The 13,191-nt window shown below is 68.2% G+C and carries 8 protein-coding genes; 4 read left to right on the top strand and 4 right to left on the bottom strand.

The annotated features are described in order from the left end of the window. Positions 1-13: 13 nt before the first annotated feature. Both nhaA and hemC read left to right on the top strand, forming a co-directional pair. Positions 14-1,897, top strand: a complete 1,884-nt coding sequence (gene nhaA, locus FrCorBMG51_RS13700) for a Na+/H+ antiporter NhaA (protein WP_083731112.1) — start codon at positions 14-16, stop codon at positions 1,895-1,897. A gap of 241 nt (positions 1,898-2,138) precedes the next feature. Beyond that, the gene (hemC, locus tag FrCorBMG51_RS13695) at positions 2,139-3,074 is read left to right on the top strand and encodes a hydroxymethylbilane synthase (RefSeq protein WP_047223491.1); all 936 of its coding nucleotides are present in this window, start codon (positions 2,139-2,141) and stop codon (positions 3,072-3,074) included. 53 nt (positions 3,075-3,127) lie between these two features. Here hemC and FrCorBMG51_RS13690 read toward each other — a convergent pair whose 3' ends face one another. Beyond that, positions 3,128-4,075 (bottom strand): hypothetical protein, encoded by a 948-nt coding sequence (locus FrCorBMG51_RS13690; RefSeq protein WP_047223464.1) that lies wholly within the window; start codon positions 4,073-4,075, stop codon positions 3,128-3,130. Positions 4,076-4,502: 427 nt separating this feature from the next. Here FrCorBMG51_RS13690 and FrCorBMG51_RS13685 point away from each other — a divergent pair, with 427 nt between their 5' ends. Beyond that, positions 4,503-5,162 carry a TetR/AcrR family transcriptional regulator gene (locus tag FrCorBMG51_RS13685; RefSeq protein WP_013873504.1) on the top strand — a complete coding sequence of 220 codons (660 nt, stop codon included), beginning with the start codon at positions 4,503-4,505 and terminating at the stop codon, positions 5,160-5,162. A 72-nt stretch (positions 5,163-5,234) separates the two neighbouring features. Here FrCorBMG51_RS13685 and FrCorBMG51_RS13680 read toward each other — a convergent pair whose 3' ends face one another. Continuing rightward, on the bottom strand, positions 5,235-5,996 hold the full coding sequence (locus FrCorBMG51_RS13680) for a phosphate signaling complex PhoU family protein (protein WP_052914657.1): 762 nt from the start codon (positions 5,994-5,996) through the stop codon (positions 5,235-5,237). A 702-nt stretch (positions 5,997-6,698) separates the two neighbouring features. Between FrCorBMG51_RS13680 and FrCorBMG51_RS13675 the strand changes: the two genes are divergently transcribed. Next, complete coding sequence (locus FrCorBMG51_RS13675; protein ID WP_047223463.1) at positions 6,699-9,668, top strand: hypothetical protein; 2,970 nt, start codon at positions 6,699-6,701, stop codon at positions 9,666-9,668. Positions 9,669-9,725: 57 nt separating this feature from the next. On the opposite strand, the gene FrCorBMG51_RS13670 is transcribed toward FrCorBMG51_RS13675, so the two are convergent. Together FrCorBMG51_RS13670 and FrCorBMG51_RS13665 are read right to left on the bottom strand one after the other, a co-directional pair. Then, a complete protein-coding gene (locus FrCorBMG51_RS13670) occupies positions 9,726-10,895 on the bottom strand; it encodes an argininosuccinate synthase domain-containing protein (RefSeq protein WP_047223462.1) in 1,170 nt (389 codons plus the stop codon). Next, positions 10,892-12,892 (bottom strand): DUF4062 domain-containing protein, encoded by a 2,001-nt coding sequence (locus tag FrCorBMG51_RS13665; protein ID WP_047223461.1) that lies wholly within the window; start codon positions 12,890-12,892, stop codon positions 10,892-10,894. Before FrCorBMG51_RS13665 ends, FrCorBMG51_RS13670 begins: the two co-directional genes overlap by 4 nt. Positions 12,893-13,191: the final 299 nt, after the last annotated feature.

Genomic DNA, 13,191 nt, shown 5'->3' with positions numbered 1-13,191 from the left:
GAGAATCGGTGGTGTGGCGGAACCGGACCGGGGGGTGGGCCAGGCGCTTGCGGGCAGGACCCCGTGGCCGGGCGGCCGGTCGCCGCTGCGGGAGTTCCTGCGCACCGAGACCGGTGGTGCCGCGGTCCTGCTGGCGGCGACGCTCGCCGCCCTGATCTGGGTGAACGTCGCCGCCGCGTCGTACGAGACGGTCTGGGGAACCGAGCTGTCGATCGAGATCGGCCATCGGGGCGTCGCGCAGGACCTGCGGGAATGGGTCACCAACGGGCTGATGGCGCTTTTCTTCTTCGTCGTCGGGCTGGAGACCCGGCGCGAGTTCGACATAGGCGAGCTGCGAGAACGACGCCGCCTCGCCCTGCCCGTCGTGGCCTGTCTGGCGGGGATGGCCGTACCCGTCCTGATCTACCTGGCGGTCAACGCGGGGGAACCGTCCGCGCGTGGCTGGGGGATCACGATGTCCACCGACACCGCCTTCGCCCTGGGTGTGCTCGCCGTCGTCGGGCCACGCTTCCCCGAGCGGCTGCGGACGTTCCTCCTGACACTCACCGTCGTCGACGATTTCGTCGCACTCGTCGTCATCGCCGTCTTCTACAGCGAGGACGTCGTCTGGAGCGCGCTCGCCACCGGGCTCGGCATCTTCGCGGTGATACTCGCGGCGCGGGTGGCGGGCATGCGCTCCGGTCTGGGATACGCCGCGCTGGGGTTCGCGTCCTGGGTCGCGCTGTTGCGCTCCGGGATCGACCCGATCGTCGTCGGGCTCGCGATGGGCCTGCTGACCTACGCCCACCCGGCGGAGCGCGGCGACCTGGAGCGCGCCACCGACCTGTTCCGGTCGTTCCGCGAGCAGCCGACACCGGAACTCGCCCGCAGGGCCCGGGTCGGCGTCTGGTACGCGATCTCGCCGAACGAACGCCTCCAGCAGATCATCCACCCGTGGACGAGCTACCTCGTCGTCCCGCTGTTCGCACTGGCGAACGCCGGGGTCGAGATCAGCGGCGACGTCCTCGGCCGCGCGCTGCGCTCACCCGTGACGCTCGGCATCATCGCCGGCTACCTGCTCGGCAAACCGGTGGGCATCGTCGGCTCGGTGTGGCTGGTCAGGGCGGTCACCCACGGCCGGGTGCGCCTGCCCGTCGGCTGGGACGCGATCACCGGTGCCGGGGCGCTCGCCGGGATCGGCTTCACCGTGCCACTGCTGATCGCGACGATGGCGTTCACCGGCGAGCGCCTTGCGGAGGCGAAGATCGGTATTCTGGCGGCGGCGCTCGCCGCGTCCGTGCTCTCCTGGATCGTCTTCCAGGTGGCGGGCATGTTGCCGGCGCGGATGCGGGCCCGCGCCGAACGCGGCGTATCCGAGATCATTATCGACCTCGCAGAGCCCGTCGACCCGGAGCGCGACCGGATCCGGGGGCCGCTCGACGCCCCGGTGACCCTCGTCGAATACGGCGACTTCGAGTGTCCCTACTGTGGCCGGGCCGAGGCCGTCGTCCGCGAACTGCTCGCGGATTTCGGCGATCTGCGCTATGTCTGGCGGCACCTGCCGCTGACGAAGGTGCACCCCCATGCCGAGTACGCGGCCATCGCGGTCGAGGCCGCGGCCGAGCAGGGCGCGTTCTGGGAGATGCACGACCTGCTCTTCGATCGCCAGTCGGCCCTCACGGTCAGGGATCTGCTGCGGTACGCGGGCGAGCTGGGGCTCGACCTCGAGCGGTTCCGGGCCGACCTGCGCGCCAGGGCCGGCGCCGACCGGGTCGAGCGCGACATCGCCTCCGCCGACGTCAGCGACGTCTCGGGAACTCCGACGTTCTTCATCAACGGCCGGCGCCACCACGGCGCCTACGACGCCGCGACCCTCACCCTGGCCATAACGGCCGCCCGCCAGACGGTCAGGCAATGACGGACGACGACGGATGGTGACGAATGGTGACGGAAAGCCCGGAGCGGCCGTAACCGCGGCCGCCCGGCCACTGTCGCCTCGGACACAGACACGGGCCCTCCGCCATGCCGTTGCGGCAGAGTATCCGATCGGGAGCGGAGCATCCTCCGGGCGTGGCCCGTGGACGGGCCGCGGGCGGCGGGTGCGACACTCAGGTGGGCTCGGGGCGCCTGTGGCGGCCCGGAGAACTAGCCTGGTGGCCATGTCCGCATCCCGGCTGATCCGCATTGGTACCCGTTCCTCCCCGATGGCTCTTGCCCAGGCCGAGCGGGTCCGCGCGGAGCTGACAGCCCTCAACCCCGATCTCACCGCCGAGATCGTGCCCATCACCACCAGTGGGGACAGGTGGACCGGTCCGCTGTCCGCGCTCGGTGGCAAGGGTGCCTTCACCAAGGAGGTCGACGAGGCACTGCTCGCCGGCCGTGCCGATCTCGCTGTGCACTGTATGAAGGACGTCCCTGGGGACCGCCCGGTCCCGGCCGGCACCGTCTTCGCCGCCTACCTGCCCCGGGACGACATCCGCGACGCCCTGATCCACCCCGGCGGCCGCACCCTGGACCAGCTGCCCGCCGGCACCCGGGTCGGTACCTCCGCCGTACGCCGGATCGCCCAGCTCGCCCAGTCTCACCCGCATCTGGAGACCGTGCCGATCCGCGGCAACGCCAACACCCGGCTGGCCAGGCTGGACGACGGCGCGGCCGACGCGCTGCTGCTGGCCGTCTCCGGCCTGGAGCGCATCGGCCAGGCGGGCCGGATCACCGAGATCCTCTCGGTGGAGACGATGTGCCCGCCGATCGGCGCCGGCGTGCTCGGCCTGCAGTGCCGCGAGGACGACACCGACACCGCCCAGCTCGTCGCCGGCATGGACGATCTCGACGCCCGGCGGCAGGTCACCGCCGAGCGCATGCTCCTGCACGTCCTGCAGGGCCACTGCAACTCGCCGATCGCCGGGCACGCCCACACCGAGCCCGACGGGCGGCTGTCCCTGCGGGCGAAGGTGTTCAGCCCCGACGGCAAGACCGTCCTGGACGCCCACGAGTGGGGCCCCGGTACGGACCCGACCACGCTGGGGGCGTCGGTCGCGGTCGCGCTGCTCCGCCAGGGCGCCCAGGACCTCCTGAACGCCATCCCGCACTGACGCACTGAACGGATCCTTCCCCGATCCGTTCAGTGCGGTCGCGGGCTCGGCGGTCAGGCGCTGAGTTCGCCTCGTTGCCATGCCCGCACCCGGCTGATCGTCTCGATCGTCCGGGTTCCGGCCGCGTGTGGGCGGACCGCGCCGATCCAGCGGTCGGCCTTCACCGACAAGGCCCCGGTACGGCGGTGCAGCGAGATGGTGACGGCATCCTCGACGAGTTCGGCCGATCGTTCCAGGTCGAGCCGCCCACCGCCGAGGACGAGCGCGGTGGCCAGCGTGAAGCGGGCACCCGACGACCAGCCGGGCATGTCGATCGCGTCGAAGACGGGCACACACCACCGGTAGAGATTTTCAGCGCGGCGGACCCGGCCGACGAGCGCGTTCGCGGTCAACGCCCGTTCCTTGGCGTCCGCCGGATGGTAGCTGGTGAAGAACAGCCCGGGCATGCCCTGTTCGGCGACGGGCAGCGCGCTGGCCGCCGCCAGGGCTCTGTCGGTCTGCTGTTCTATGACGTCCGGGTGCGCTCCGGCCAGCGCGTGGGCCTGTACCTGCCGGGCCAGCAGCGCGGCGGCGACAGGGCCCTCGGGGCAGCGCCGTAACCCGTCCGCGAGCAGCTGCAGGGCCTCAGCGGGCCGGCCCGCTTCCATCGCGATCGCCGCCTGCTTCCGCCGAGCCGAACCGATCATGACCCGGTCGCGGGACGCTACCGCCATCCGGTAGGCGCTGTCGGCGATGCGTTGCGCCGTGTGCAGGTCGCCGGCCATGGCGGCCAGGTCCGAGCGGGTGATGGCGATCCTCGCGGCAAGCCCGTCGAACACCATTGCCTGCGTCCGGCTCGGGTTGCGACCGGCGCGCAGCGCCGCGGCCCTGGACTCGATGGCCCGGGCGATCTCGCTGGACTCCGCCGGTGGGCGCATGTTCACCTCGACCAGGAGTGTGCCGAGCTCCTGGTCGAGTTCGTGCACCCCCGACTCGAAGTCGTCGCTGAACGGCGGGGTCACAGGATCTTCGGCAGGAACGGCTGGCCCCCTGTGCGGGAGCCCGGAGCCGTCCGCGCGGACGTCCCTCTCCCGTGCGCCTTCAGCGTCCGGCTGCGGCACCGGCTTGTCCAAGAGTCATTGCTCCTTGTGTCTGACAGTGATGTCGTGTACGCGATAGTGACCGGACAAGTTTCCCATGAGTGAACTATTGGACGCCAAAACAATAATCTGATCTTGTGAATATCACCGTTTGGTCGACGGCAGGCCGGTCGATGAAGATCAAATTGTCGAGACGTGGCGTCAACAGCGTTGACTACGGTGTAGTCTTCCGAAAAGATCTCGACGGGACGCCGACGTGACCGATCCCGATCGGCCCCAGCCAGCCTCGACCGGCCCTGGCCGATCCCGGCGGAAGGCACCGCGACGATGGAGACCGCAGGGAGACCGTATGGAGACCGCGCAGCCCCGCCACACCCGCACCCCTCGCGGCACGCTGTCCCGGCAGCTCCTCCTCGACACCGCGATGGAGATCGTCGACATCGGCGGGGTCGGCGGCTTCAGCATGCGGGCCCTGGGCGCACGCCTGAACATCGACCCGACCGCCGTCTACCGGCACTTCCGGACCAAGAACGAGCTGCTCGAGGCCCTCGCCGACCGGGTCGTGCGCGGTGACGAGCCCCTCCCCCACACCGGCGATCCCCGGGCCGACCTCAGGGAGACCTTCGCGCAGCTGCGCGGGTCGCTGCTGCGGCATCCGACACTCGCGCCCATCGTGCTGCGCCGCCCACCCGGCGGAGAGGCCAGCTGGGAACGGACCAACCACGCGATCGGCCTGCTACGGCAGGCAGGCCTGCCCGACCGGCAGGCCTCCGACGCCTACACGACCCTGCTCTTCTACACGCTCGGGCACGCCCTGACCGAAGCCCGGCACACCGCGGCGACCATCGCCAGGAAAGGACCGGACGCCACCGTGACACCGATCACCGCGATCGGTTCGTCCGCGTCCCGCTATCCGCATCTCGCCGCGGTAGCCGACCATCTCGCCGCGGACATGCGGGAGCAGTTCCACGACGGCCTCACCCTTATCCTGTCCGCCCTGGCCATCTGACCGAACCCCCTGCCAGGCGGAATCCTCACCGAGGCAGCGATACCCGCCACCATCAGGATCTTCCCTTGTCGGTCACCTCTCCGGTCGGCCTCCTGGCAGGAGGTGCGCGGGCGCCCGGCCGGCCGGATCGCCGGCGGTGCCCGGACCGTCCGGCCGGTCAGGATCGTCCAGGTTGTCCGACACCGACGGGACCCAGCGCAGGCGGACGAGTTGACGGGCGGCGGTGACGGCCTGGTCGGCGTACCGCTCGTAGTAACGGGACAGCAGGGCGAGGTCCACCGCCTGTTGGATGCCGTGGGGCCAGCCGGGGTCGGTGAGGGCGGCCATCAGCTGCCGGTGGATGCGGTCGATGGGATCGTCGCCCACAGTGACCCGCCAGGCGGCGGCTGCCGGGTCGTCGGCGCAGATCGCGGTGGCCAGACTGCTCGCCTGCTCGGCGCACAGCCGGCCGAGCTGGCTGAGGGTGGGGCGCAGCCCGACCGGGACCACCACGGTGGGTGCCCGCAGATCGGCGGTGGCGGCGACGTGGTCGGCGAGCTCGGCCATCCGCTGCACCGCCGCGGCGGTGCGCAGCCCGGCCACGACCAGGTGCAGATCCCCCGCGACCGGATTCTGCCGGGCCAGCAGCAGCACCAGGTCCTCGTCGAGGTCCTGGCAGCAGTCCCGCAGGCAGGCCACCGCGGCGTGCACGCCAGCGGTGTCGGCCTGCCCGGTCACCGCGCTGGTCGCGTCGAGGAGGATCTTGCTGGTCTGCTCGGCGAGGTCACCCAGCATGAGCCGCAGGCGCCGCAACGCCTCCGTGTACTCCAATCGGCGTGGTTCGGGAACGTCCATGCCCCCCATCGTCCACCGTGTGCCCGCACACATACAGCCGCACACACACAGTTGCCGTGGTACCTGCCCTCCGCGACCTGCGCCCTCCGGAGGAGTCACCCGCTCAGTCACGAAGAGCCATCAATACAGTGCTCAACATAACCATTCACGGCTCCGCCGCAACCACAGTCCCACCCGAGCCCACGAACCACCCGACACGCGGTCCGGCCAACATGCCGCCCCGAACCCGGACAGCCCGGATCGTCCGCGGAGTTACGGACAGGGGCGAAAGGGAAGGGACAGTCGAGCCAAAAAAGCAAGATCAGAACACTGATTGAACAACTATCGGCCGCTTGAAACCGTGACACACGGCAGAACACACCGGAAGCACCCGTCCGGCCACCGGACGACAGCCGACCGGCCAAAGCCTGCGCGACCGCTTTTCCGTGCCATCGACCTCCACCGAATCGACAAACCGATCCGCCGGGACGGGCCTGGACCGACACCAGCGCGCTGCGTGGCATAGTGCTGACTTATGGGGACGATACGGGGGAGACTCCGCGAGCGGTACTCCGGCGGCGGAGGGACGGCACCGGACAGCGGCGTCACGACGGGACACCCGGCGTCGACCAACCAGGGAATTCGGCCGCCCAGGGCAGCCGGGCACGCTGTTTGACGGGGAGCAGTCATGACGAACGATGACCCTGGCCGGAGCCTGCTGCCATGATTCCATTTTTCGACGGTGTGGGCGCCGTTCTCACCCTGCTCCGCTCCCTCGCCATCGATCTCAGACGGCGCCGGTCGGCACCGCTGATATGCCTGGTCGCCAACCCGGACAGCGGCTCCTGGCTCGCCGAGGTACACAACCGGATACAGGAGTCATCGCCACCCTCGCTGCTGCCGCACGCCTATCTCGACCTGACGCCCGATGACCGCCGGCATCCGGACTCCCCGCCCCTTCCCGGGGGTGACGACCCACCGGTACTGCCGGTACTGCACGCGCTCTTCGAGCAGCTACGCACGGCACCGTCCGGCTTCGGATACCATTTCCGTACGTACGCGTTCACGGATTGGTTGACCCGACAGACACTGAGCTCCCCTGCTGGAAAAGCCCAGGAGAAAGAGCTCACCCGACGCCTGCGAGATGAGCTCAGGGGCACCGGCAACAATACCCATCTGCTTTTGGACAGCACGCCAGGATGGTTTCGGCCCCTGCTGGCCGTACTGATTGTTTTCGGACCGCCACTGCGCTTTGTGCTCTGGCTGTCCGGCCGTGTCCCCGTCCCGGGTCTGGTGCGCACCCGCTGGTTCATGAAGCAGCAGCTGTTTCCAGCGGTAGGCAGGAAGAAATTCGTCCCGTTCGCCGTCAGCCTCACCGCGAACGCGTTCCGCGCCCCTACACAGCAGACTCAACGCGAACGGCTGCTGATCGGCGCCTTTCTCCACGACCTGCGGCTGGCCTACCGGCGCCGACTCTGGCGGCCATGGGCGTGGCGGCGCACCGCCCGGGTCCTGACCCTCATCGACAACATCGCCGGTGACCCGCGGGGCGAACAGTTCCTGAACCTGCTCACCACCGTCCGTGACCATGGTACGCCGCCGCGCGGGCGCGTGACGCGGTTCCTGAATCTGATCCCGGTCATCCGCAGCGGCGGCAGGAAGGACGACCCCCTGCTGATGGTCGCCGGCTACCAGGTCAACGCCATCCCGCAGCCACTCCCTCGCCATCCCCTGACCGCTGCCAACGCGGCGGACGCGTTTGACGCCTGGAACGCGCCCCAACGCCCCATCGGTGCGGGCTGGCGGCTGTGGCTACGGATACCCACCTTCGTGGCACCCCCGCCCGGCGTGACCGCCAAATCGGACGCTCGAGGATGGGGACAGCCTCTGTTCGCCCCGTCGCCCCCGGTATGGGCGCGCCGATGGGTACTGCGTTCGCTCGCGGTCGTACTCGTGCCCGTGCTCCTGGCGTCCGTGGCCACAGGGATTCTTCGGCATGGAACCCATTTTTTCGATCATGAAGGCTGCTGGTCGCGAGCGGGTGTCTCGGTGTCCTGGGTCGACGGCCAGTGCATCGGCTACAGTGACGGCGGCTATCTGTTCAACGCCGGGGAGAAGTCGGCTCCCGCCGACCGGTTGCTCATCGTGCAGCAGGAGATTGCCAGGCAGAACCGGTGCGCGGCGGAAATCGCCGGCCTTTCACCAGCACAGTCGCCGAGCCAGCTTGTGACGCTGGTCTACTTTGCCGGTCTCACCGGAGAGATCGAAAGTGACTGGACCGCGGCGCAGGTCGCGGAGCTGGAGGGACTGCTGACCTGGCAGCACACGCTCAACCAGAGAAAAGATCTTCCGCTTGCGGAATGCCGGAACACGGCGGGAGTGACCTCGCCGTCCGCGCAGACCGTACTACGCGTCGTCATCGCCAACGGTGGCAGTCGGATGAGGTACGCCGACCGGGTGGCCCGGGATCATCTCGTCCCGCTGGCCTCCGACACGAGAGCGAAACTGCTCGGTGTCATCGGCATGGACCGCAGCACCGCGGACACCCGTCAGGCCGTCACCACGCTGGGGAACGCCGGCATACCCGTGGTCGCCACAACCCTGTCCGGGGACGGTATGAAAAACTCCTCGCTGCTGTATCTGCAGATGGTGCCGGACAACCGGCGGGAGGCCCTGCTCGCCGTCAGCTACGCCAGGCAGAAGAAGAAAAGCAGGATCAGCGTGTACTACCCGTACTCACCTGACAGTGATCCCACGGGCCAGCGTCTGCCGACGGTGGATGACTTCTATGTTTCGACCCTGGTACGCGACGTCCAGGAGGAGGCCGCGCGCGCCGGGCTCACCTATGAGCCACGCGGATGGGCACCTGCGCAGGGAACGGCGGACTGGTTCCGCGACCGGTGCGGGGAGCAGCAGCCAGCGGATCTCGTTTTCTTCGCCGGCCGGTACAACGATTTTCGCGAGTTCCTACGGGGCATGGAACGCTGCGGGGAGCTGCTGCTGGCCGACGACTCGGTCTCAAGAGTGGTCAGCCAGGACGTGGGCCGCGGCACCGGCGGAGAGTTCAGGTTCGTCTCCAAGGGAGCACCCGTGCTGCTCGCCGGCAGAAAATGCCTGAACGGAGAGCTGGAACAGAATCCCCCGCCGTTTGCGAGTAGATCGCTACGGGACTTCTGTGGCCGCCTGAAGGACATGTACGCGGTGACCGGGATCAAGAAGAAGTACGCACCGGACACGGTGGACCCCTCGGATCCCCCCTGGGTGGACGAGCGTACCGGTCTGGCCTACGACACGGCCAAGCTGTTCGTCGACGCCATCAGAAAATCAGGCGTGGGGATCAGCAGAGCACAGGCCTGGAAGACCCTGCGGGAGGAACCCTACCTGGACAACAGGAATCCTCGGCAGGACGACCAGGAAAGGTGTGAGGACCCCACCAGCCCGCAGGCGTGGCCGGGCGCGACCGGATGTGTCGATTTCCGTACTTCTCAGGTCGCGATGAGCAAGCAGATGACGATCATATACGTCGACCTCTCCCGCCCGGAGCTCCCGGCCGGACCGACCAGAGCGGGCCAGGATCCGGAGAACGACAACGGGCAGCCGTGCAGATACGTCATCAGCGGCCGGGAGCCGAGAATCAGCAACGACTGCCTCGACCCCGGCAGGCAGCCGCTCGCCCCCACCGCGGACGACTGACGACGGACCGTTCCACCGGCCCGGTCGCCGTCGTCCGCGTCCGTGACGTGGAGGGAGTCACCGGGCCGTGTGGTCCTGTGCGGTGGGGAGGCGGATCTGGGAACGGTCGCGGACGTAGCGGGGGGCGTCGGCGGTGAGGCCGCGGAGCAGGATGCGGTTTTCTGACAGCAGGTAGCGCACGCTCCCGGACACCGACGCGGCGATTGTGGAGATGAAACTCTGGGACGCCTCCCGCAGTGGGCTGAGCCAGCGTCCCTCGACCGCCTCCTGTACCCACAGCTGCTCGATGTGCATCTTCTCCCGGATGCACGAGGCGGGATGGGTCGCCTGCTCCAGGCGCCGGTAGGCGTCCATCAGCAGCATGGCGGCGGGCATCTCCCGCACCTCCTGGACCTTCTGGCCGTTCGCGATCTCCTCCAGGCCGATGAAACGGCCGAGGCCGAACTGCCCGACGACGTCGTTCAGCCGGGAGAGCAGGGAGACACCGTCTGTTTCGACGCCGTCGAGGGCCACCGGTGTCCCGGCTTCGAAGGACACTTCGACCTCCACCGGGTCGGTGCCGCGGTACCGGGTCCAGTGGAAAAGCGACTCCGGAATCTCTATCTTCTCGGGGTCGTCGAGCCCGGCGGCCTCGAACTCACGGCACCAGATGTTGACATCGGTACTGAAGATTGATGCGCCGTCGTCGATGATGCCGGCCTCCGCCAGCGTCCAGCGCTTTTCTCTCCGATGCGGCGGACGGGCGGAAAAAGGTGACCCGTAGTGTCCCCTGAACCCGAGGTCGGCGAGGGTCTGGTTGAAACGCCGCAGACTGTTCTGGGTGGCGTCCGCGGTGTGCAGAATGACCGAGCAGTCACGCCGGGTGGCCTCGTCGAAGGCCGTCCGGGCGAGCAGCGGCCGGGACAGCGAAGCCGATATCGGATGCGTCCCCCCGTAGCATGCCTGAGCCGAGATCGAGGGGAACGCGTAGTCCCGTACGAAGGCCGCGGTCCGGTCCAGCACGATGTGCTCGAAAGGGAGGTTCGCACAGATCATCCGGGCCCGGTTGGTATCCACTCCCCCGCCGAGGTCGCAACTGAGAACAACTACCTCGGCGCTCGGGCGGACCCGGTGGATATGGTACAGCAGGTACGTGCCGTCCAGCCCACCACTGTAGAGAACCACCAGCCTGTTGGCCGCGAGAAAGGCCTCGTCGACTTCCTCGATCTCCTTGATGACGGTGTTCACTCTTCCCCCTCGCCGGCATCCACGATTTCTTGTATGAGGCGGTTCGTCAGTACGAAGCAGTCGTCGGCGAGCTCGGGATCGTCAGGCGGGTAGTCAAAGGACTGCAAGGTCTGAACGCAGCGATGATACCGCGGGCCGGAAAAATACTCGGCCAGCATCTTCCGCATGCGGTCCTCGTCGCTCTGCCAGGCCGCCTGAAAGGCGCCGCGGGTCCACACCAGCGACGTGGCGTACTCGTGGCGTTCGCGGTGGTAACTGCTCCCGACGAGCCCCCGTAAGGCGCTGAACAACGGGCCGCGCTCGAAGGTGATGACGAAGATGTCCTCCCGCTCATTTGTCGACTCGTAACGCACCGAACGGACCCGGGTCGCCGGTGGCATGCTGATGCTACCGGTACGCTCCTCCTCCGGAATCCGCAGGATGATAGCTGATATCTCCGGCAGGGCACGGTTGAGGAATCCTTTGATGTAGCCCTGCCAGAACGTGTAGAGCTGGCGTGTCTCGTCCAGGTCGGTGGTCCGCAGGAAGTTCTCCCGGATCGCCAGGTGCCAGGACTCCTCCGTCACGTTCCGCAGCTCGTACGTGCCCCAGCCGCCGGTACGGTCCCAGTAGTTCCACAGCGCGACGAAGGCCGCCGGGCTGGAGGGCATCCAGCGTCCGTAGTGCAGGGCGTGGTCGACAAGGTCGCGGGCCGCGCTGCGGCCGATCTCCTGGCCGGTCTTCTCGAATTCGCGCGCGTCCAGCCGGCGCGGTGTCTGCAACATCCGCACAACCGTCTCGGTACGCATGATCACATGACGGACGCCGGCTCGCCGGACCACGCCGTCCGTCACCGACAGGCCGACCTCGGGAATCAGGTCGCTGAGCCGTCGTTTCGCCTCGCGCAGGATCGGATGGTCGTTGTAGGAATCCGGGCTGATCGCGAACAACGGCCGGAACTGCTCCGCCAGGAACTCGATGAAATCGGCCACCTGGGCCCGGGTCGACTGATTCCGCGTGTCGAACACGTCACGGACGGACCGCAGATCCGGATGGAAGACGCGGTACGGGCTGTTCGGCTGGCTGAACTCCTGCACAAGACGGGCCAGGTCGTGCCGCACCCGCAGCTGCAGATCCGCGGCGCTGTCAAAGGACCACGGCGAGAAACGCAGCATGAGCTCCCGGCGGAACTCCGCCTGGAACTGCTGGTGATCGGACTGTCCGGGACCTCCCGGCCAGGCCTCGCCCGAATCGACAAGATAGATCAGCAACTGTTTCCCCAGCACACGGGCGCGATCGTACTCGGCCATCGTCGCGGACCGCGCGGGATCTGCGGAGGCGTCACCGAAATGATGCCCGATGATCCCGACATAGACGTCGCAGGCACTCACCTCGTCCAACAACGGCTGCCGGTTCCGCTGGTCGCGGCTTTTCAGGATTTCGATGGCCGCCTCTTCACTGCTCTGGGCGACGATCCGTTCCCGGGCCGGGCGCCAGTATTCGTCGAGATCGGTCACGGTACCGCTGACGAACACCCGCATGGGGCTGCTCGTGTGCTCGAACGCCACCGCCACCGCGCCGCCGGAGCTCGGTGGCGGTCCCTCCAACAACGTCAGAGCGATTTCCGAGATCTTCTCGTTCTCGTAGTTCTCGATGGTGTCGGGATGCAACCCCACCACGTCGGCCAGCCGCCGGCGCCGGGCCGTGAGAATCCCCGGGTCCTCGAAGAACCTGGACGTACCCGCGGCCGAGGGCTCGGCGAGTGCGTAGGCGTTGCGCAGGGACCTGCTCCGGATGCTCAGGTCCAGGTCCGACAGCAGCTGGACGAGCACCGCGAACGCGCTCGACACAGAACCGTCCCGGCCGGCGGCGGCGCTCCATTCCCGCAGGACCGCCAACAGGCCGTCCCGTTGTTGCAGCGCGGGCAGGGAGAGGCCCCGGCCTTTCCGGAGAGCGGTCAGATCGTCGATCAGCGCCTGCCGGGCCCGCTCACGTGGAAGGCTCCCCCCTTTTTGCACCCCAGCCACTCTCTCTTCCGATTTTTTTCCGGCTGCCCGAAACTATCCCGTCATCTCTCCGCTAGCCACAAGGTGTTGGCTCATGTGACTCTAGGGCTGGTCGGTTCGGCAGGGAAGGCACCGGTCGGCGTGAGATGGCCGACGGTGCCGCGTTCTTCTAACCGGGGGTGTTCACGTGAGCCCGATCCTCGTCTTCTTCCTCTTCCTGATCTCGCTGCTCTCGGTCGGCTGCGTGTTCCTGCTCCTTCTTCTGCGGCTGGCCGAGGAACGGCGTGACGTCATGGACGCCCGCCGGCTCG

The sequence above is a fragment of the Protofrankia coriariae genome (genome assembly GCF_001017755.1).
Taxonomy (GTDB): Bacteria; Actinomycetota; Actinomycetes; order Frankiales; family Frankiaceae; genus Protofrankia; species Protofrankia coriariae.
Note: the sequence above shows the minus strand (reverse complement) of the source record. Positions and strands in the feature narration are given on the sequence as shown.